The following is a 21835-nucleotide window of genomic DNA, read 5'->3' as shown; positions in this document are numbered from 1 at the left end:
CTCCTTTAAATATCTCTACTTAAGTACAATTCGTTTTTTCTTATGTAATTCCTTCACAATCATTCTTTATTATATCCCCTTTTCCTCCTCTCATGTTAAAATTTGCCTCAAATAAAGATAGCGCATGTATTAAGCAAATCTCATCATGTTTCATAATTTCCTCCTCTATTTTTAACATCACTACATCCCTTATTTTTCGGTACGTATAACTTCCCGCTTTATGCAATACACCTATATAGCATAAAAATGTCATATATTCAGTAACTGCCACTTTCCATGTGTGCTGTGAAAAGTACGGAAGTATCCGCCTTTTCGTATACCTTTTTACATAACTACACACATATTGAAGAGAAATACACTCTCCTACTGCAAGCCCCCCTATACACTTCATATATAGAAAAGCTTGCCATATAAATGGGTTTGTTTGAAAAGCAAATCCAGAAGGGAGTGGAACACCAATTTCAGAAGGAAAACTCGCTGGGGTACATTTAAATTGATATAAGAGGCGTAATAATGACTTATAATTATAATTCCAAATCGGCAGGGCATTTTTGCGGAAGTAGTTCTTTCTCTTCTTCCACTCTTCCCTTAGTATCTCTTTCTCGAAAGGAACGGGAGAAAAAAGCATTTCAAAAGTAGTTTTATCGATTGGTAAATATACAGTATGCGCGAAAAAGATGTTTGTAGAAAATGGAGTGACAAATGCACATTTCATAAATGATTTCTCTTTCGAACAGAAGAAAATAAGAAATGGTTGAGGATAAGATTGTAAGGAGAAAGCCATAAGTGAGGAGAATTTCATCCAATATGCCGATTGCTTTTTCAATTGATTTCCACCAACGATCCAAATGACCTGTATACCAGCTCGCCAATATGAATAGGTTCTTTTGTACAGCTGCTCTATAGCAAGGTTTGCACATTGGTATTCAATTGCAATTTTTCTGCCCGCCCTCTCTACAAAAATATCTGGTCGTTGCTTAATTTCCGGAAGGTAGTACTCAATATCCACCTGAAAGTTTTGACGTTTGAACCATCTATATAACAATTCTTTACCGTGCATATGATACGTTGATTCCGCTTCATAAAAGGCAAGACATGAATCCACTTTTTTATGAGCAAAATGCCAACTTTTTTGTTTCCCTAATTTCATTTGCACTTCCTTTCCACAAGCTACACAAAAGAATCGTTCCTGTTGGCGCATACGGCGCAAAAGCTCTTCATTACAATTATAGAGTAAATGAATTTTTTCTCCGTTTTCTCTTTTAGCTATAAATATCGGAATCACACCCTTTTAGCTCCTTATATTCTACAATTTATTACAAATTCCTTTTAAAAAAGAGATGTCCCAATTTCGGACATCTCTTTTTATAATAATGGCGATAATAACCGGTACGTTGATTCAACAATTCGTCTATGCAGACGCCTTTTATGAAAACGATCGACGTGAATTTCACTGGATTCTTCTAAATCGTCTTTAAAGTCTTGAACAAGTCTTTTAATGCTATCTGTATCATATAAAAAGGCATTTACTTCAAAATTCAAATGAAAACTTCTCATATCCATATTAGCTGTCCCAATTGAAGCTAAATCAGAATCAACGATGACAATTTTACTATGAAGAAAACCTTTTTCGTATTCATATATCTTTACTCCTGCGTCCAAAAGCTCTGGGAAGTACGATCTCGATGCGTAAAAGACAGTGCGCTTATCAGGTTTACTCGGCATCAACAAACGGACATCAATACCAGCAAGTGCAGCAACCTTTAATGCGGATAAAATATCATCATCCGGAATAAAATACGGCGTTGCAATCCAAATAGATTTCCGAGCAGAAGCGATCATTGCGAAATATAAATGCTTAATCGTTTCCCACTTATTATCGGGGCCGCCTGCAACTAGCTGCACTCCTCCCCAATGATCACCCTCAACTGCTTTTGCTTGTAAATATTCAGGAGCTAGCACAGCCTCTCCAGTCATATAAAACCAATCTTGAAGGAAAATAAGCTGTAAACTTTGAACCGCTTCACCACGTAAATACAAATGAGTGTCTCGCCAAAAGCCAAAATATTTACTTTTCCCTAAATACTCATCACCGATATTTAATCCACCTACAAACCCTTCGTTCCCATCAATCACAACAATTTTCCTATGATTTCGATAATTAATCTTATCGTTTAAAATCGGAAAGCGCACAGGAAAGAACGGAATCATTTCTACACCTGCATCGTTTAATTCTTCAATATACGATTTCGATAACTTAAAACTTCCAACCGCATCATATAAAAAGCGAACAACAACGCCCTCTTTTGATTTTTGTATTAAAATATCTTTAATTTCTGTTCCTAATTTATCATCACGCACAATGTAATATTCCATATGAATGTGATGTTTCGCTCGTTTTAACCCATTTAAAATGGCCTGAAACGTTTCATCTCCATTTGTTAATGTCCTCGTTTCAGTTTGAAATGAAATATTTAAAGCACCTAATCGATCCGCTAAACGAAATAACAGTTCTTGATGCTTATGATTGCGTAAAATTCGTTCTTCGTAATCTTCATGCCCTTTATATTGTAAAAACGCCTGTTCATCAAGTAACGCCTTCTTTTGAAACATTCTTTTTCTCCGAAAATTTTGTCCAAATAATAAATAAGCAAAGAAGCCAAATACAGGAAAAATCCCTAACACAATTAACCATGTAAGTGTTTTAGATGGGTGGCGATTTTCTAAGAAAATAACGCAACCAATTAAAAACGCAGATACTGTAAATAAAATACTAATAATACCTAAAATCGAAACATCTTTTATCCCAATCACATCTGAATAAAATGCTACATCAATAAACATACGTAACGAAACAAATAATGCGAACAATAGCAAGATAAAGAAAATCAGCTTTAACGTATTTTTCATCTCTTACCTCCTAACTAAGAAAGCTTTCCTATTCTTCATATAAAAAGCCGATTTCATACTACAGAAATCGGCCTACGTTTTAGCAGGAAAATTATTGCGAATCGTTTCAAGCGCATGCTCTTTCACAATTTGTTTTCCATACTCACTTACACGATGAATTGTTAAAGTTGATTCTTCCCCATATTCTAAAACAATACTTAAAATACGATCGATTTCTTCTTCATCATGTAGCACTTCATCGAATTCCACATATACATAATAGCGGTCCTCAAATGAATACAGCTCATCTTTTATATCTTCAAAGATAAGACGATGACTTAATGAAATGACATCTTCAAAATCATTAAATTTAATTAAAAAGCCAAACGTACCATCTTCATTAAAGTTTGTTCCTGTTTGTTCTTCTACCTCTTCGACTAACTCTTGTTGGAATAATGATTCAATGCCTTCATCTAGAGGAATATCTATAATTTTGTCTACCCCTATCGGTAGTTCCAGCTTTTGCCCATCCTTTGAAAGCTCTGCTTTCGTGACAAGTACTTCAATCCCTTTATCGACTGCTTGCACTTGGATCCATAACGGCCCATCAATAAAGAAATCGTCATGATCACGAGCTTCGTCCATCATCTCCCAAAAGAGCTCTTCACTTCGTTCGCGATCATACCAAATTTCTTCACGATTAAATCCTCTATCCTCTATATCAATGTACGTAATAAAAAATTTCATCGTATGATCATTAATTCTTTCAATATCCAAAATACAACTCTCCCTTCCTGCTTAGAATTGTTATGAAGGGATTCCCCACTCATATGACAAATCAATAGATTCTTGTACTCTCATTTTATGATAACATTCTCCAGAATGGAAATAAAATCGATTTATTTTACAAAAATAGTTATATGCCTATCTTTACTCGATCAACTACATAAATATATTATTATAGCGATTTCTTACTTACAAAAAATTTGGACATACATTTCCACATTCCCCCGTACACTGTAATAAGGTGAAACTTCTATTAGAAGAGATTATTTAACAACAACTTTCTTCATCACATACATACAGTTCGCTTATTAAAACATCATAAATGGAGGCAGACGAATGGACTTAGAGTTTTTAACATCCGTACTAATGATTGTCGGTATCGATGTTGTATTAGGTGGTGACAATGCAATCGTCATCGCACTAGCTAGCCGAAATTTACCTGAATCGAAACGAAATAAAGCTATTTTGATCGGTACTCTTTTAGCAATCGTACTAAGAATTGTCCTTACTATACTAGCTGTCTATTTACTCGACATTCCATTTCTACAATTGATTGGCGGGGTTTTACTTACATTAATTGCAGTCAATTTATTAACTGATGATAGCAACGATCTTTCTGCCATTCAAGGAAAAACAACTTTATTTCAAGCTGTGCGAACAATTGTTTTCGCGGATCTCGTTATGGGGTTTGATAATGTTATTGCCATTGCAGGTGCAGCTCACGGGAGATTTTTACTCGTCATAATCGGCTTACTCATTTCTATCCCTATTATTATTTGGGGCAGTAAACTTATTTTAATACTTATGGAACGATTTCCATTCCTCATTTATTGCGGTGCAGCAATTCTTGCCTATACTGCAGGAAAAATGGTTACACATGAAGACAGACTTGCAACCTTTTTTCATAACAACCCAAGTTTCACTGCAAGCATTCCTTATTTGTTCATTTTCACTATTTTATGCATCGGCTTTATCGTAAAACAAGTTCGATTACGCAATGTGAAACATTAAAAAAAACCTTCTACTATATAATAGGTAGAAGGTTTTCATATTATTATAATTAATTTACAAGACGTTGTGCTTCACGTAATTGGAACGTTCTTACTGTACGTGGTAAGAAACGGCGAATTTCGTCTTCGTTGTAACCAACTTGAAGGCGTTTCTCGTCAATCATAATTGGACGACGTAAAATCCCCGGATAGTCACGAATCATCTTATATAAATCTTGAAGTGGTAAAGATTCTAAGTTTACATTCAATTCTTGGAAAACTTTCGAACGAGTAGAAATAATCTCATCCGTTCCGCTTTCTGTCATACGTAAAATCTCTTTAATTTCCTCAATCGTTAATGGATCTGAGAAAATATTACGTTCTGTATAGGGAATATGATTTTCCTCTAGCCATAATTTCGCCTTTCTACAAGACGTACAGCTTGGAGAACTATATAATGTTACCATACAAAGCTCACTCTCCTTAAAGAGTACAAATTCTGTACTAAATACAGTTTTAATTTCTAACTTCAGCAATTTTTCGCGATAACTTGTCTTATTGAAAAGTACAAAAATCGCATTTCATGTAAGCAACAACTTATAATAAACAACAATTACTTTTAATAAGTAACTTCTATAATCATTATACAATAGATTTTGCAAGAAATATACAGCAAATTTCCTGCTAGTTGAGAAAACTCTTCCGTGTATTCCACTGCTATGTAACATGATTACGCTCAATTTAGCTGTACTTGAACAATAACTTTCAACCCCTTTAATACTCACTTCCTCTAAATTTTTCATATAATATATAGTTATTTATCTATAATCTTCCCTATGAAAAAGAGAACGTTTTCTTACTTTTTCTTGATAAATCAATTAAGAAATGTAAGACTATACAAATGAGAATAAAAAGGAACGTTTGTTCTCATTTTAACAAACATTCTCCCTCCTGTCTACACGATTTCTAAAGTAAATTAAATATTTTTCTGACATTTCTTTCTTTTTTATTTTTTATCTCATACAATAAACATACAGACAGGCAAAGGGGGATTTTGCAAATGATTGCTTTTTTTATTGATTTTATTACGGTTGCTGCCCTCATCATCGGAATAACAGCATTGATTGGTGTCATTACAAATAGCATCGGTGAAAAGCTCTTTGGTGGAAAAGAAAAAATGAAGTTTGTTAACAAAAGTTTGGATGTACAATCCGGCTGGAACCAAGTTGGTGGAAAAGGCATTTATAAGAAACGAACGTATTAAAAAAAGCAGGTGGTTAGCCTGCTTTTTTTATTTTCCTAGGGATGCCCATTTGAAGCTCACATCGGGGCCATATTTATGGTTGTACATATCTTTAATTGTTTCTCTTTGTAAGTATGCTCTACCACGTTGGTATACTGGAACAATCGCAGCGTCATCAAGTAACATTTTTTCTGCCTCAAGTAAGTTTTTCCAGCGAGCATCTACATCGCTTCCATCTTTTTTCGCTTTCATAATGATTTCATCGTATTTCGGATTAGAGTACTTCATCTTATTTTGTGACCCATCTGTTACAAACATATCAAGATATGTAATCGGATCTGGGAAGTCTGCCCCCCATCCAGAGAATGACATGACATAATCACCCGCATCTTCTAATTTTAGTTTTTGTGCGAATGGTTGTTGTTTAATTTTCACTGTTAAACCTGGTAAATTTTTTTCTAATTCACCTTTTAAATATTCACCAGTTTTCTTTGATAACTCTACATCTTCATTTAATAATTCTAATTCGATTTCATTTTTGCCAAGTTCTTTTTTACCAGCTTCCCAATATTTCTTCGCTTCTTTTACGTTCGGTTTTACAATATCCCCATTTACAGCACGAAAATCTTTTTTATCTGGTCCTTTAATGAAGTTATCAGGAATTAATCCTGTTGCTGGCTTAGAACCGTTGTTTAATAACGTATCAACGAACGGCTTACGATCAAAAGCAAGTGAAATTGCTTTACGAATATTTTTATTTGCTAAAGCTGGATCTTTTTGATTTAAGCGTAGGAAAAATACAGATGTCTCTTCTACTGTTTTGAAATCTGGTTTTCCTTTATATTTATCGATGAACTCTGCTAATAACGTCGCTCGATCGATTGCATTTGTTTCATATAAGTTAATTGGCGTAGATGTATCTTTTACAATATTAAAGTTTACTTCTTCAAGCTTCACTTCTTTATTGTCCCAATATGATGAGCTCTTTGTCATTTTAAAACTGCGTTCATGCTGCCAATCGCTTAATGTAAACGGTCCGTTATAAAGTGTTGTATTTGCTTCTAAACCAAACTTCGCACCTTGCTCTTTCACAAATTTCTCATTCACAGGATAAAAGATTGGATATACCATTAAATCTACAAGATATGGAATAGAATTGTCTAATTCTACTTCTAATGTGTAATCATCAATTGCTTTTACACCTAATTGATCAGGACTCATCTCTTTTTTATTAATTTTCTCTGCATTTTTTATATCATACATAATGTATGCTGATTTCGCAGCTGTGTCTGGATTGATCGCTCTTTGCCATGCGTATACAAAATCTTTCGCCGTTAAAGGCTCACCGTTTGACCATTTCGCGTCTTCACGTAATTTAAATGTATATTTTTTACCGTCTTCTGACTTTTTAAATTCTTTTGCTACACCTGGAACTAACTTATCATCTTTTCCAAGGCGGTATAGACCTTCCATCGTGTTGTTCATTACTTTTGAAGAAACTGCGTCAGCTGATAATGCTGGGTCCATTGTTGGTATTTCTTGTGTTTCAATTAAATTAAGAACTTGCTTCGCACCGCTTTTCCCGCTATCCCCTTTTGCGTTTGCTTGCGGCTCATCTTTTTGATAGCTACATGCCCCTAACATCATGCTCATCGCTACTGTTGATACTACAAAAACTGGTATCTTTTTTTTCATACTTCCACCCTCCAAAAAAATGTTAGCCCTTTCATTTTCAAACAGAAAGAAATATATATATGTTCTAATAATTCATATTATACACACAAATATATTTTTTGTATATTTATATTTCTATTTCATTAAAATTCTCTGTTAAAAAATAGATCTTTGTAAACGTTTTATATTGCTGATTATATTTACTAAAGTGCCAAAAATAATTATTTTTATATTTTTCTAAATTATCAGAGAAAAATAAATTTTATATTCCATAATATTTTATGTATAATTATCCCACCCTTTTTAACATAAAATAGCAGTCCCTTCATATTAAAAATATGTAGGCTAAAATGAGTGCAAAGGATAAGAAAGTATGTTACGATACATTTTGCTAAAAATAGATATCGGTAAAGAGGGGACGGACATGACAGCAATTCAGGCAAAAAATGGGCCGACAGAGAAATTAAGTTTATTCTTATTAACATGGCCTATTTTTCTAGAAGTTTTTCTTTTTATGTTGATGGGGATCGCTGATACTTTCATGTTAAGTGCATTATCAGACGATGCTGTATCTGGGGTTGGTGCAGCGAATCAATATCTCCATATTGCGATTTTGGTATTAGAAGTCATCGGGAACGGCGCTGCTATCGTTGTATCTCAATACCTCGGTTCCAGACGCTTTATGGAAGCATCTAAAATATCAGCATTAGCCGTCACATTAAATTTAATAGTTGGGCTCGTTATAAGCGCTGGTTTTCTTTTATTTTCGAAACATATGATGCTCGCAATGAACTTACAAGGCGATGTACTAACGTATGCGCAAAACTACTTATCTATCGTCGGAGGGGCTATCTTCCTGCAAGCTATCATTAACTCATTAGCCGCAATCATCCGTGTACATGGTTTTACAAAGCAAGCGATGTTTATTTCACTCGGAATGAATATTATTCATATCGCTGGAAACTACGTACTCATTTTCGGGAAATTTGGTTTCCCTGAGCTCGGTGTACAAGGAGCTGCAATTTCTTCCGCAATCAGTCGATTGATCGCACTTATTGTTTTCTTCTGGTTACTATACCGCATTATGGAATATCGTGTGAAATTACAATATTACTTCACTTTATCCAAAGAATACATTGGGAAAATTTTAAAAATCGGTATTCCATCTGCATTTGAACAAGTGATGTATCAAGCTTGTCAAATCGTCTTCCTTTATTACGCAACGTACCTAGGAACGGAATCATTAGCTGCTAGACAATACGCTACTAACATTTCCATGTTCACTTATTTATTTGCAATTGCGATTGGTATGGGAACAGCCATTATTATTGGTCGCCTTGTTGGTGGTGGCGAAAAGGATGAAGCATACGAACGCTTGTGGAAAAGTGTAAAATGGGCGATTGGTGTAACTCTATGTATGGTTGCTCTCGTTATTACATTCCGTACACAATTAATGGGACTGTTTACAGATAATCCGCACATTATCGGGTTAGGCGCAAGTGTTCTTTTACTAAGTGTACTACTTGAAACGGGACGTACGATGAATATCGTCATCATTAATTCGCTTCGTGCAGCTGGTGATGCAAAATATCCTGTTTTAATCGGTGCATTCTCTATGGTGTTAATGAGTTTACCACTAGGTTACTTTTTCGCCTTTCATTTAGATATGGGGCTCGTTGGTATTTGGCTAGCGATCGCCATCGACGAATGGACGCGTGCCATTATTATGTTCTTCCGCTGGAAAAGCAGGGCGTGGGAACGTTATGCACTTGTGAAACCAGAAGAGCAAGACGAGATTGGTTCTGTTCAGGCACAGTAGTACTTGTTTGATCATGATGTAGTTATTAATAAATGCAATTTATATCGACTTACCGACAACTCATTTATATAGTATAGAAAAAAGCCATCCTTCCTTAATGGAAGAATGGCTTTTTTTATTATTGATAAATCTCTTTATATTTCTTATACTCTGCTTCAGAACATAGTACGAAATGTCCTGGGCGAATTTCACGCATTGTTGGCACTTCGCTACCGTAATCATGTTGCGATGGATCGTATACGATACGTTTACGATTGCGCTCATAATCTGGATCTGGTAGCGGAATTGCTGATAATAGTGATTTCGTATATGGATGAACTGGATTCGCATATAACTCTTCACTTGTTGTTAGCTCAACGATTTGACCACGGTACATTACACCGATGCGGTCACTAATGTATTTTACCATTGATAAATCATGGGCAATAAATAAGTATGTTAGACCTTTTTCTTTTTGTAGCTTTTTCAGTAAGTTTACAACTTGCGCCTGAATCGATACGTCAAGTGCTGAGATCGGCTCATCCGCAATGATAAATTCTGGTTCTACAGCAAGCGCTCGAGCGATACCGATACGCTGACGTTGTCCACCTGAGAATTCGTGCGGGAAACGGTTTGCGTGCTCTTTATTTAAACCAACTGTGTTTAATAGTTCATGAACACGGTCCATGCGCTCTTTTTTACTTTTCGCTAATCCGTGAATATCAATACCTTCTGCGATAATATCCCCTACTGTCATACGAGGATTTAATGATGCGTATGGATCTTGGAAAATCATTTGCATTTTACGGTTGAATTTCTTCAATTCTGCGCGTGATTTCTTACCATGTACATTTTCACCATCGAACAATACTTCACCAGCAGTTGCATCATATAAACGAATAATCGTTCTTCCAGTTGTTGATTTACCACAACCTGATTCTCCTACAAGACCAAATGTTTCTCCGCGGTAAATATCAAATGAAATATCATTAACCGCTTTGACAACACCACCACTCACGTCGAAGTGCTGCTTTACATTTTTTACTTCAATTAATTTCTCACGTTGTTTAGTCATGTTGTTCACCTGCTTTCATTTGAAGAATACGTTTTTCAACGACTGCCGGCGGTTTTACTTCTGGAGCTTGCTCGTGAAGTAACCAAGTTGCCGCATAGTGTGTATCACTTACTTTAAATAAAGGTGGGTCCATTTCAAAATCAATTTTTAGTGCCTGTGGGTTACGTGGTGCAAAAGCATCACCCTTTGGCGGCTTTAATAAATCCGGAGGCGTTCCAGGAATTGCATATAACTCTTCCTCTGAGCCATCTAAACTTGGCATAGATGCGATTAAGCCCCAAGTATATGGATGTTTCGGATTATAGAAAATTTCATCTACAGTTCCAATTTCAACAACTTTACCAGCGTACATAACTGCCACTCGGTCAGCAACGTTTGCTACTACACCTAAGTCATGCGTAATGAAAATAATTGCCGCTTCTGTTTTTTGCTGAATGTCTTTCATAAGTTCTAAAATTTGTGCCTGAATCGTAACGTCTAGCGCTGTTGTCGGCTCATCGGCAATTAATAATTTCGGGTTACAAGCTAACGCCATCGCAATAACTACACGCTGTCTCATACCACCTGAGAATTGGTGAGGATATTGTTTTAAACGAGCTTCTGGATTTGGAATACCTACAAGGTCGATTAATTCTAAAGCAACTTTACGTGCATCTGCTTTACTCATCCCTTGGTGTTTAATAAGGCCTTCCATAATTTGATTTCCAATTGTCATCGTTGGGTTTAATGATGTCATTGGATCTTGGAAAATCATCGCGATATCTTTACCACGTACTTGCTGCATTTCTTTTTCTGTTAATTTCGTTAAGTCACGACCTTCAAATACAATCTCACCATTTTTAATGCGTCCAGGAGGATTCGGAATTAATCCCATTAACGCTTTAGAAGTAACTGATTTCCCTGAACCAGATTCTCCTACAATCGCCAATGTCTCTCCTTTTTTCAAATCAAAAGTAACGCCGCGTACAGCTTGTACTTCACCTGCATGTGTATCAAAGGAGACTTGTAAATCTTTTACCTCTAACAATGTTTTCATCTTTGCCTCTCCCCTCTTTTACTTACGCATTTTTGGATCTAACGCGTCGCGTAATCCGTCTGCCATTAAGTTAAACGCTAAAATTAATATACTGATGACAACCGCAGGGATGAACATCATATGCGGATACGTTTGAATAGATTTATAACCGTCATTTACAAGAGAACCTAGTGACGCAAATGGTGGCTGAATTCCTAAACCGATGAAACTTAAGAACGCTTCACCAAACACCGCTGATGGAATTGTAAACATTGTCATTACGATAATAGGTCCCATTACGTTTGGAATTAAATGTTTCACAATTAATTGTGTATTTGTTGCACCTAATGTACGAGATGCTAATACATATTCTTGGTTTTTTAATTTCAGGATTTGTCCACGAACGATACGCGACATCCCTATCCAACCTGTAATTGCCATTGCGAGTGTAATTGACCATATACCAGATCCCATAATGATTACCATTAAGATAACGATGATTAAGTATGGAATACCGTTAATAATCTCCATAATACGTTGCATAATATTATCTACTCTGCCGCCATAAAAGGCTGAAATACCTCCGTATGCAACCCCAATTACTAAGTCAATTGCTGCTGCTAAAAGAGCGATATATAATGATACGCGTGTACCTTCCCATGTTCTTGTCCATAAATCACGACCAAGATCATCTGTACCAAACCAGAAGTACTCTTTAATATCACGTTTTTCATATTGGTCAACACCATATTGATCTGTACCGTCAAATGGTAACCAATGAACATTTTCAATAACAGGAATTTTCGGTGGCATTTTCGCACGACCTAAATCTTGCTCTTTATACGAGTGTTTACTTACCATCGGTCCAAAAATCGCTAGTAATATAATAAGGCTTAATAATACGAAACCAATCATCGCACCTTTATGTTGGAACAAACGTCTTCTTACATCTTGCCAAAACGTTAAGCTTGGACGGGCAATGACTTCATTATCAACATTATTTTGATTGGCTTGTTGAAATAAATCTGGAGATAATTTTTGTACATCTTTCATCATTTTTTCCCTCCCGCTAAACGAATACGAGGATCAATAATTCCGTATAAAATATCGACAATGAAAATAACTAAAATGAAGATCGCACTATAGAAAATCGTAGTTCCCATAATAACTGTATAGTCATTCACTGTAATAGATTTAACGAACTGTTCCCCTAGTCCTGGTACAGCATAAATTTGCTCGATAACAAGTGTTCCTGTAATTAATGCCGCAACCATTGGTCCTAAAATTGTTACTACTGGAATTAATGCGTTACGAAGTGCGTGTTTGACAATGATAACGCCTTGGCTAATCCCTTTCGCTTTTGCTGTTAAAATGTAATCGGCTTGCATAACTTCAATTAATTCTGCACGAGAGAAACGTGCGATTGTTGCGATAACTGACATCGATAAAGCAATTGTAGGCATTACTGTAAACTCTGGTCCTTTCCAGAACGCTACTGGGAACCAACCAAGTTTTACCCCTACGAAATATTGTAGTAAAGCGGCGAATACGAATGATGGTACCGACATCCCGAGTACGGAAATAATTGTCGCTCCATAATCGACCCACGTATTGTTACGAAGTGCCGCAACGATTCCTAAAATTAAACCGATAAATGTTCCTAATATAATCGCTTGTAAACCAAGCTGTGCTGATGGTCCAATGCGATCCACAATCATATCTGTTACTGGACGGTTATCATATTGGAATGATACCCCTAAATCACCTTTTGCTAAGTTACCTAAATAACGTGCGTATTGAACTGGTACCGGATCATTCAATCCGTATTTTTCAAGAATGATTTCTTTTTGTGCCGGTGATAGCTTCTCCTGGTTTTTAAGCGGAGAACCCGGAAGTAATTTCATCAAAAAGAAAGTCAGCGTAGTAATTAAAAATAATGTCAAAGCCATGTACACGAAACGTTTTAATACATAACGTCCCATAGTCAAGCACCTCCCCGTTTTTCTCAAAAGCAATAAGATAGTTTAAAATATTCTTACTTTTATTTTTTTAAAATAAGAGCATATGCCCATCATAGGCATATACCCCTGTAAACGATGGAAAAAAAGATTATTTTTGTTCAACAGATGCCCATTTGTAAGTTAATCTACCACCATAGTTGATTGGTATAATATCTTTTACAGCATCTTTTACTATATATGCTGAACCTTTTTGGAAGATTGGAGTGATAACTGCATCCTCTTTAATTAACATCTTCTCTACTTCTAAAAGGTTGTTCCAGCGTGCTTGTAAATCTTTTGTATCTGTTTTAGCTTTTAGAATTAACTCATCATATTTCTGATTAGAATACCCTGTTTTATTTTGAGAACCATTTGTAACAAACATATCTAAATATGAGATTGGATCTGGGAAATCTGGGCCCCAAATACCAAACGCAATATCATATTGCTGAGAATCTTCTAATTTATTTTTTTGTGCAAATGGCTGCTGTTTAATTTTAATTGATAAACCAGGTAAGTTTTTTTCCATCTCACCTTTTAAGAATTCACCAACCTTTTTTGCATCTTCATTATCAAAGTTTAAGAATTCTAGTTCGATTTTATCAGTGCCAAGCTCTTTCTTCGCTGTTTCCCAAAGCTTTTTCGCTTCTTTTGGATTCGTTTCAACTAGCTTTCCATTTTCAGCTCGGAAATCTTTTTTATTCGGACCTTCAGCGAAATCTTTTCCAACAAATCCATAAGCTCCAATCGCACCATTATTTAAAATAACTTTCGCAATGTTATCACGATCAAAGGACATTGAAATTGCTTTTCTTAAGTTTTTATTACTTAAGTATTGATTACTTTGATTAAATCTTAGGTAAGCAACCCCTGCTTCTTTTCTTGTGTGGAATTCTGAGCTTTGTCTAAACTTATCAACAAATTCTGAAGTTAGAGCCGCACGATCAATCGAGTTTGTCTCATATAAATTTACATCAGTTGACGTATTTTTTACAATATTAAAGTTAATCTCTTCGATTTTAACCGTTTTATTATCCCAATATGATGGGTTCTTCTTAAACTGGAAGCTTTGCTCATGTTTCCAATCACTCATAACAAATGGCCCATTATATAATGTTGTATTTGCCTCTAACCCAAACTTATCACCTTGTGCTTTTACAAAGTTTTCATTTAGTGGGTAAAATACCGGATAAACTGTTAAATCAACAAAGTAAGGAACGGGATTGTCTAATTCCACTTCTAATGTATAATCATCAATCGCTTTTACACCTAATTGGTCAGCAGGTAATTCTTTTTTATGAATTTTCTCTGCATTTTTAATATCAAACATAATGTACGAATACGTCGCTTTTGTATCTGGATTTACTGCTCTTTTCCATGAATACACAAAGTCTTTTGCTGTTACAGGCTCCCCATTCGACCATTTTGCATCTTTTCTTAATTTAAATATGTATTTCTTTCCGTCATCTAGCTTTTGAACATCTTCTGCAATTCCAGGCACTCTCTTTTGATCTTTGCCGATACGATATAAACCTTCCATCGTATTATTTAATGCTGTAGAAGATGCAGAGTCAGATGCTAGCGATGCATCCATTGACGGAATTTCAGATAACTCTGTTAAATTAAGAACCTGCTTTCCGTTACTACTACTCGTAGTGTTTTCTTTCCCTTTTGCTTTTGCGTCATCTTTTTGGTAGCTACACGCACCCAGCAACATACTTGCAGTTAAAGTCGATGCAAGTAATAACGGTATCTTTTTCTTCATGTTGTGTTGCCTCCCCTAATTGCACTTCCTGTACCCTCACTTGTTAAAAAGTAGAATTGAAAGAATAATCTCCAAGTTTCTACAATTTTCATTATACATATAATATAACAATTGTGAATATAGTTTTTTGTTTTTTTGTTAAAATTTTTAATAAAATGTTTATATTTTTATTTTTTTGTAAAGGGATACGTTAACATTGCTACCATCATCTTGAAATCAGACCTTTAATTGCGTATAATTTTCAAAAAATTAATTCTAGTACATATTATAGCTTTTATAGTATAATAATTCTAGTAATATTTTGACGGAGGGGAACATTTTGAATAAAGTTTTTTTTCATACTTGTATACTAATTTTCATAGCGATAATCGCTTCTAGTATTGGCGCATTCCTCATTTCATCGCAATTTTTGTTGAATTTTGTCAACATCTTGTTTTATATTGCACTGTTTTTTATTCTTATCGGCGGTTTTTTATACATATTTCAAAATGGTTTTTTCAATGTAACCATTTACGCGTTTCAAAGAGTATTTGGTACGAATAAAAAGATTGACTCTTTAATTGAAGAAGTCGAGGAACCTACAGATAAGAAAGAACGTATTTATAAAACATATTCATTCAAATGGACATATCCAATTTGTATTACAGGTATCGTTCTTGGGTTGTTCTCGACCCTTATTAGCTTTACTATTTTGATGTAGTTTGCAAACACTATCCCATATGATATAATAATCAGCAAAACATTTTGTTATAAAACTTTAGTTCTTTCATATTAAAAGAGCTCAAGTAACAATAAATAAATTTATATGTATGCGATGATAAAGAAGAGTACATATTGAGGCAATTTCAGAGAGCTTGTGGTCGGTGTGAACAAGTAATTGTACAGTATGGAATGGGCTTTTGAGCACCAAACCGAACCGAAAGTAGTAGGCTTTGGCGTTATATCCAAACGTTATTATGGATTAGAGAGATTTCACAGTAGTGAAATAATTAGGGTGGTACCGCGGTCCATTCGTCCCTATAGTTTTTGGGATGAATGGGCTTTTTTGTTTGCCTTCTCTTCCCCCCATCACGCATTCAATTTTAGGAGGAATTACTTATGTCAGTTATCTTTTCTGGTATTCAGCCAAGTGGAACGATTACACTTGGAAACTATTTAGGAGCAATGAAGCAGTTTACAGAGCTTCAAAATGAACACGACTGTTATTTCTGTATTGTAAACCAACATGCGATTACAGTACCTCAAGATCCCGTACAACTTCGTAAAAACATCCGCAGTCTTGCTGCACTTTATGTGGCATGTGGCATTGACCCTGAAAAAGCTACTTTATTTGTACAATCAGAAGTACCAGCACACGCTCAACTAGGTTGGATCATGCAATCTGTTGCTTACGTTGGAGAATTAGAGCGTATGACGCAATATAAAGATAAAGCTTCTGGTAGAGATTCAGTTCCAGCTGGATTACTTACGTATCCACCATTAATGGCTGCTGATATTTTACTTTACAATACTGAAATCGTGCCGGTTGGTGATGATCAAAAGCAACATATCGAATTAACACGTGACCTAGCAGAGCGTTTCAACAAACGTTACCGTGAAATCTTTACAATGCCTGAAATTCGTATTCCAAAAGTAGGAGCTCGCGTTATGTCATTAACAGAACCTACGAAAAAAATGAGCAAATCTGATCCGAATCCAAAATCAATGATCAGTATGCTTGATGAGCCAAAAACAATTGAAAAGAAAATTAAGAGTGCTGTTACTGACTCTGAAGGTATTGTGAAATTTGATAAAGAAAAAAAACCTGGTATCTCTAACTTATTAACAATCTACTCTTCATTCTCTGGAAAAACAGTTGAAGAAATTGAAGCAATGTACGAAGGAAAAGGATACGGCGACTTCAAAGGCGACCTAGCGCAAGTAGTCGTAGAAGCAATTCGTCCAATCCAAGACAAATATAACGAACTTATCAACTCACCAGAACTAGACGAAATTCTAGACAAAGGTGCAGAAAAAGCAAACCGCGTTGCATTTAAACAACTACGCAAAGTAGAAAATGCAATGGGGTTAAGTAGAAAACGTAGGTAACATATAAAGCGGAGGCGGCTCGTTTAGAATGTTCGCTGGAGCTTGATTTCTACAAAATTAAAAAAACCGCCAATTGGCGGTTTTTTAATTTACCTTTTGCTCATTTTCCATTTCCCATAACTTTTCAAAAAATGGCTGTCCTTTTACGAGACGCTCGCATAATTGTTCATGTTTCTCAGACCAGCCAGCTTTCGCTTCATCATACAGTCTAGCCCAAATATCCTCGAACTCCATATGTTGAACCGTTCCATATGCTGATGGATCCCACTCTGTGTACCAATAGCGAATCTCTGCTGTATTTTTCGTTGTATGTAATTGATCTAACGCCATAAATAATAATTGTTTCAGCTGTCTTTCTTTACGAGTCAAGCCATTCATAATGAAAGGCGATGGTGATAAAATGTGGTGTTCTTTTTCTGTTTCTTCTACTTGGAACTCATACTTTTCTGCTTGTACGTTTTCTACCATCTCATATACCATCTGCTCTTGGCGTGGTATAAGTCTGCTTTTGCGAATTGGTACATTGTAACCAATTGTGTCAATCGCAATAATTCCTTTTCCATCTGTAACAACAAAGCAATACTCTTGCTGCAAACGTTCATGATTTTTACGAATATAAGCCTTATGATGTACGTCTTCCAGCATTTTTTGCGGAAGCTCTAACAATTCGTTCTCGATGTAATGATATAATGTGGCATCTACTTTTAATAATGGCACTTGATCTAATAGCTCAATCGTATCATCTTTCCGCCATTCGTAAAAATGACAAACGTTATACCCATTCTCTTCACCTTCAAACCAATTTACCCATACATCATGTAGATATAACATTCACTACCCCTCACTTCACTACTGTTTGTACCAATCATTATGTTCATTTTTGCTTAACTTTATTCCACTTGAGGAAATATATTCTAATTATTATTTTTTCTTCTATTAATACTAAAAAAAACAGGAAATAGAGCCCCTGTTTTTTTATATATGAAATGTATTTGCTTTATTCAATATTTCTTTTGCATCTATAGATAATAAAGAAAGTGTATCTTCTCCTTCCAAAGTTACACAATCTTTGACAATATGAAATCCAAGCGCATAGCCAAGCATCTTCGGATAAGAGTGAAAGCCATTTAATAAGATGTCATGTTCCCTTGTTCCTCGTTTTATACTTATTCTTTCATGTACAACATTTTTCCAATAATAAATAGCCTCTTCTTTTGAAAGATACTTCGTCCACGGTGCATTATTTTTTTCTGTATACCTTTCTGTTACTGCTTGCTCAGCTAGCCCTTCCATAATCATTGTATCAAGTAATGTATATTCTGTTTCTTTCGTCTCAATTTGATGTAACCTGCATATGTGATGGTATTCATGCGCCAATAACACTTTTAATTCTTCTACCGAATTCCGTCCACATACGAATAAGAAAATAACATGACGCATAGATAATCCAGCCCTACCGTTATACTCTTCTTGCACAGTTCGATTATAGGAATCTGATAATAAAATAAAGACAGGGACATCCGGACCTTTCAACCAATTTTTCAATTTATCATACTCCAGGCTCAACTCTTTCCAAATTTCCTTTTCCTCTAATTCTTTAATTTCCTTTTCCCCGCGCATGATCGGGCGATACATCCCTTTTGAAATTAAAAAGCGATACAACCTTTCTTTTGGCAACGGAATATACTTCGTAAATTTCTCACAAAGTTTTTCTGGCCGTCCATAATATAAATGTAGCCATTCAGCTGTTTCAACAATCCCCATCTTTATCCCTCCTTTTTCTTATGTATATGCTACAGGAGAAAAAGACGTAAAAATAAATAAGGAGTTTTTTCGCAATATAATGCGGAAAAACTCCTTATTTTATCTATTATTTATACGATTTAAATACTAACACTGCGTTATGACCACCGAATCCTAATGAGTTACTTAATACTGCGTTTACTTCTTGGTGTCTCGCTTGATTCGGTACGTAATCTAAGTCACATTCTGGATCTGGTGTCTCATAGTTAATTGTTGGAGGAATTACTCCGTCTGTAATTGATTTAATAGAGAAAATCGCTTCAACAGCACCAGCTGCTCCTAATAAGTGACCTGTCATTGATTTCGTTGAGCTAATTGCTACTTTATACGCGTGCTCACCGAAAGTTTCTTTAATTGCCATCGTTTCATATTTTTCATTCGCATCCGTACTTGTACCATGCGCATTAATGTAATCAATATCTTCTGGCTGTAGGCCTGCATCAGCTAAAGCTTGACGCATTGCACGCACTCCGCCTTCACCACCAGGAGCAGGCATTGTAATATGGAATGCATCACCAGTTGCACCGTAACCAGCGATTTCCGCGTAAATGTGAGCACCACGAGCTAATGCGTGCTCTAATTCTTCAAGAATTAAAATACCTGAACCTTCACCCATTACGAAACCGCTACGGTTTTTATCAAACGGACGGCAAGCCGTTGCTGGGTCTTCATTAAATGTTAATGCTTTCGCTGAGCTAAATCCTGCGAATGCCATACTTGTTAGCGGCGCTTCTGCTCCGCCTGTAATCATTGCATCAGCATCACCACGCTGAATTGCTTTAAATGCATCACCAATTGAGTTTGCACCAGATGCACAAGCCGTTACAGAACAAGTGTTAATTCCTTTTGCTCCTGTTGCGATTGATACTTGACCTGCTGCCATATCTGGAATCATCATCGGCACGAAGAATGGGCTCACGCGGCGCGGGCCTTTCTCAGTAAAAATCTTAAATTGTTCTTCGTATGTTTCCATACCGCCAATACCAGATCCAATCCATACACCAATTCGAGGTCCATTTTCTTCTGTAATTTCAAGCTTTGCATCTGCAACTGCCATTTTCGCTGCTGCTACTGCATATTGTGTAAAGCGGTCCATACGGCGCGCTTCTTTTTTATCAATATATTTCTCGACTTCAAAGTCGTTAATTTCCGCTGCTACTTTTGCTGGAAATAGTTCTGGATCAATTCTTGTAAGTCGCCCGATTCCAGATACACCCTTTTTAATGTTTTCCCATGCTGTTTCAACATCTGTTCCGACCGGTGTAACAGCTCCTAGTCCTGTAATTACGACCCTCTTTTTTTCCATACAAAATACACTCCTTTTTTTCTCTCAGTCCTTATTTACCCCAACGAAGAGCGACTGCTCCCCATGTTAATCCGCCGCCAAAACCAACAAGTATAATTAAATCACCATCTTGAATACGTCCATTTTGCAATTCCTCTACCATTGCAATTGGAATTGAAGAAGCTGATGTATTACCAAACTTTTCAATTGTCATACTCATTTTTTCTTGTGGTAAATTTAATCTCTCTCTTGCAGATTCCATAATACGAATATTCGCTTGATGCGGTACTAAGAAATCCACATCCTCTTTTGTAAGACCAGCCTTATCCAGCACGCGAAGACAAGAGTCACCAAGTTGACGAACGGCAAATTTAAAGACTTCTCTGCCATTCATCATAACATACTCGTCTTGATATAGATGCTTACCGCCGCTTCCGTCTGCTCCTAATTCGAAAGATAGAACGCCTCTTCCTTCTGAAACTGCTCCCATTACGATAGCACCGGCTCCGTCTCCAAATAATACCGCTGTATTTCGATCATTCCAGTCTACAATTTTAGATAGCTTATCACTACCAACTACTAATACGTTTTTATAAGTCCCCGTTTGAATAAATTGCTGCGCTGTAATCATTCCGTACATAAAACCAGCGCATGCTGCACCTACATCCATTGCAGCTGCATGTTTCGCTCCAATCGCTTCTTGAATGACACAAGCTACTGCTGGAAACGCACGATCTGGTGTTACTGTCGCCACTAAAATAAGATCGATATCTTCTCCGCTAACCCCTGCATCTTCAAGTGCTTTTTTTGCAGCCTCTACGGCCATATATGAAGTATCTATTGTATCATCGGCAATGCGTCTTTCTGCAATTCCCGTTCTCGTACGAATCCATTCATCGGATGTATCCATTATTTTTTCTAAATCGTGATTTGTGACTACTTTTTCTGGCACATATCTTCCGATTCCTAAAATGCCCACGTTCACATCGCAGCCCTCCGTTTTATATCAATTATTATGACTTGGTACTAATTTTAAAACATAAATGTATTTTTGTCTAGAATATATTTCGCATAAAACAGAAAGCTAACGCATTATCCACTTTATTTTTCATTAAAAGAAACAGAATCATACCTTTTCGTGTTTCATTCCAAATAAAAAGGCCCGAACCGCTTCTACTCACGATTCGAGCCTCTCCTCCATCAAAAAAGAAGGATTTTATTCTTTATCTGCTTTCCCAAGCTCATAAGCTTCGTTCATAACTTTCATTAACAACTCTAACACCGGCTGTGCTTTCTCCATATCAAGTGCAATTCCATTATCATCTAAAATTGCCTTTGCTTCCGGTAAATGCTTCATTGCGATTTGTAAAAACTGCATGCTTTTTTCGTTCATATTATACTCTTCCTCTCCATTAAAACTTTCAC

20 protein-coding genes and 1 other annotated feature are annotated in these 21835 nt (G+C 36.0%); of the genes, 5 read left to right on the top strand and 15 right to left on the bottom strand.

Going from position 1 to position 21835, the window contains the following annotated elements; genetic code table 11:
• Positions 1-40: 40 nt before the first annotated feature.
• The 3 genes from ACQRBL_RS05695 to mecA form a co-directional block, all read right to left on the bottom strand.
• A complete protein-coding gene (locus ACQRBL_RS05695; RefSeq protein WP_411996307.1) occupies positions 41-1285 on the bottom strand; it encodes a competence protein CoiA in 1245 nt (414 codons plus the stop codon).
• An 80-nt stretch (positions 1286-1365) separates the two neighbouring features.
• The gene (locus ACQRBL_RS05690) at positions 1366-2910 is read right to left on the bottom strand and encodes a cardiolipin synthase (RefSeq protein ID WP_000799191.1); all 1545 of its coding nucleotides are present in this window, start codon (positions 2908-2910) and stop codon (positions 1366-1368) included.
• Positions 2911-2982: 72 nt separating this feature from the next.
• Positions 2983-3666 carry an adaptor protein MecA gene (mecA, locus tag ACQRBL_RS05685; protein WP_000350715.1) on the bottom strand — a complete coding sequence of 228 codons (684 nt, stop codon included), beginning with the start codon at positions 3664-3666 and terminating at the stop codon, positions 2983-2985.
• A gap of 345 nt (positions 3667-4011) precedes the next feature.
• Between mecA and ACQRBL_RS05680 the strand changes: the two genes are divergently transcribed.
• On the top strand, positions 4012-4686 hold the full coding sequence (locus ACQRBL_RS05680) for a TerC family protein (RefSeq protein WP_000362612.1): 675 nt from the start codon (positions 4012-4014) through the stop codon (positions 4684-4686).
• Positions 4687-4735: 49 nt separating this feature from the next.
• Here ACQRBL_RS05680 and spx read toward each other — a convergent pair whose 3' ends face one another.
• Entirely contained in the window at positions 4736-5131 is a 396-nt protein-coding gene (gene spx / locus ACQRBL_RS05675; RefSeq protein ID WP_000258267.1) for a transcriptional regulator Spx, read from the bottom strand.
• A 593-nt stretch (positions 5132-5724) separates the two neighbouring features.
• On the opposite strand from spx, the gene ACQRBL_RS05670 reads away from it, so the two are divergent.
• Positions 5725-5928 (top strand): hypothetical protein, encoded by a 204-nt coding sequence (locus tag ACQRBL_RS05670; RefSeq protein ID WP_000559971.1) that lies wholly within the window; start codon positions 5725-5727, stop codon positions 5926-5928.
• 27 nt (positions 5929-5955) lie between these two features.
• Here ACQRBL_RS05670 and ACQRBL_RS05665 read toward each other — a convergent pair whose 3' ends face one another.
• Entirely contained in the window at positions 5956-7602 is a 1647-nt protein-coding gene (locus tag ACQRBL_RS05665) for a peptide ABC transporter substrate-binding protein (RefSeq protein ID WP_411996306.1), read from the bottom strand.
• Between the two features lie 352 nt (positions 7603-7954).
• Here ACQRBL_RS05665 and ACQRBL_RS05660 point away from each other — a divergent pair, with 352 nt between their 5' ends.
• Positions 7955-9400: an MATE family efflux transporter gene (locus ACQRBL_RS05660; protein WP_141526250.1), complete on the top strand. Its 1446-nt coding sequence runs from the start codon at positions 7955-7957 to the stop codon at positions 9398-9400.
• 118 nt (positions 9401-9518) lie between these two features.
• Here ACQRBL_RS05660 and ACQRBL_RS05655 read toward each other — a convergent pair whose 3' ends face one another.
• The 5 genes from ACQRBL_RS05655 to ACQRBL_RS05635 form a co-directional block, all read right to left on the bottom strand.
• Positions 9519-10454 (bottom strand): ABC transporter ATP-binding protein, encoded by a 936-nt coding sequence (locus tag ACQRBL_RS05655; RefSeq protein WP_016082471.1) that lies wholly within the window; start codon positions 10452-10454, stop codon positions 9519-9521.
• Positions 10447-11490, bottom strand: a complete 1044-nt coding sequence (locus tag ACQRBL_RS05650) for an ABC transporter ATP-binding protein (protein ID WP_000854346.1) — start codon at positions 11488-11490, stop codon at positions 10447-10449. The genes ACQRBL_RS05655 and ACQRBL_RS05650 overlap by 8 nt, the downstream gene beginning before the upstream one ends.
• Positions 11491-11508: 18 nt before the next feature.
• Positions 11509-12525: an oligopeptide ABC transporter permease gene (opp3C, locus tag ACQRBL_RS05645; RefSeq protein ID WP_000974103.1), complete on the bottom strand. Its 1017-nt coding sequence runs from the start codon at positions 12523-12525 to the stop codon at positions 11509-11511.
• Positions 12522-13451, bottom strand: a complete 930-nt coding sequence (opp3b, locus tag ACQRBL_RS05640) for an oligopeptide ABC transporter permease (RefSeq protein WP_023521423.1) — start codon at positions 13449-13451, stop codon at positions 12522-12524. The genes opp3C and opp3b overlap by 4 nt, the downstream gene beginning before the upstream one ends.
• A 127-nt stretch (positions 13452-13578) precedes the next feature.
• Positions 13579-15234, bottom strand: a complete 1656-nt coding sequence (locus ACQRBL_RS05635) for a peptide ABC transporter substrate-binding protein (RefSeq protein WP_000727213.1) — start codon at positions 15232-15234, stop codon at positions 13579-13581.
• Positions 15235-15553: 319 nt separating this feature from the next.
• On the opposite strand from ACQRBL_RS05635, the gene ACQRBL_RS05630 reads away from it, so the two are divergent.
• Together ACQRBL_RS05630 and trpS are read left to right on the top strand one after the other, a co-directional pair.
• On the top strand, positions 15554-15934 hold the full coding sequence (locus ACQRBL_RS05630) for a DUF3899 domain-containing protein (protein ID WP_001044985.1): 381 nt from the start codon (positions 15554-15556) through the stop codon (positions 15932-15934).
• A gap of 105 nt (positions 15935-16039) precedes the next feature.
• Positions 16040-16256, top strand: a binding site (T-box leader).
• Positions 16257-16332: 76 nt separating this feature from the next.
• Positions 16333-17322: a tryptophan--tRNA ligase gene (gene trpS, locus ACQRBL_RS05625; RefSeq protein ID WP_097919896.1), complete on the top strand. Its 990-nt coding sequence runs from the start codon at positions 16333-16335 to the stop codon at positions 17320-17322.
• Between the two features lie 84 nt (positions 17323-17406).
• Here the strand turns inward: trpS and ACQRBL_RS05620 are convergent, their stop codons facing one another.
• From ACQRBL_RS05620 to ACQRBL_RS05600, 5 genes are all read right to left on the bottom strand, one after another.
• Positions 17407-18153 (bottom strand): YjbA family protein, encoded by a 747-nt coding sequence (locus ACQRBL_RS05620; protein WP_000966129.1) that lies wholly within the window; start codon positions 18151-18153, stop codon positions 17407-17409.
• Between the two features lie 144 nt (positions 18154-18297).
• The gene (locus ACQRBL_RS05615) at positions 18298-19086 is read right to left on the bottom strand and encodes a DUF2268 domain-containing protein (protein ID WP_000513281.1); all 789 of its coding nucleotides are present in this window, start codon (positions 19084-19086) and stop codon (positions 18298-18300) included.
• Between the two features lie 106 nt (positions 19087-19192).
• Positions 19193-20431 (bottom strand): beta-ketoacyl-ACP synthase II, encoded by a 1239-nt coding sequence (gene fabF / locus ACQRBL_RS05610; RefSeq protein ID WP_000412656.1) that lies wholly within the window; start codon positions 20429-20431, stop codon positions 19193-19195.
• A gap of 31 nt (positions 20432-20462) precedes the next feature.
• On the bottom strand, positions 20463-21395 hold the full coding sequence (fabH, locus tag ACQRBL_RS05605) for a beta-ketoacyl-ACP synthase III (RefSeq protein WP_023521420.1): 933 nt from the start codon (positions 21393-21395) through the stop codon (positions 20463-20465).
• 231 nt (positions 21396-21626) lie between these two features.
• Complete coding sequence (locus tag ACQRBL_RS05600; protein ID WP_001986215.1) at positions 21627-21803, bottom strand: ComZ family protein; 177 nt, start codon at positions 21801-21803, stop codon at positions 21627-21629.
• Between the last annotated feature and the right edge of the window lie 32 nt (positions 21804-21835).

The organism is Bacillus sp. AF62 (genome assembly GCF_050312695.1).
GTDB lineage: Bacteria > Bacillota > Bacilli > Bacillales > Bacillaceae_G > Bacillus_A > Bacillus_A cereus.
Note: the sequence above shows the minus strand (reverse complement) of the source record. Positions and strands in the feature narration are given on the sequence as shown.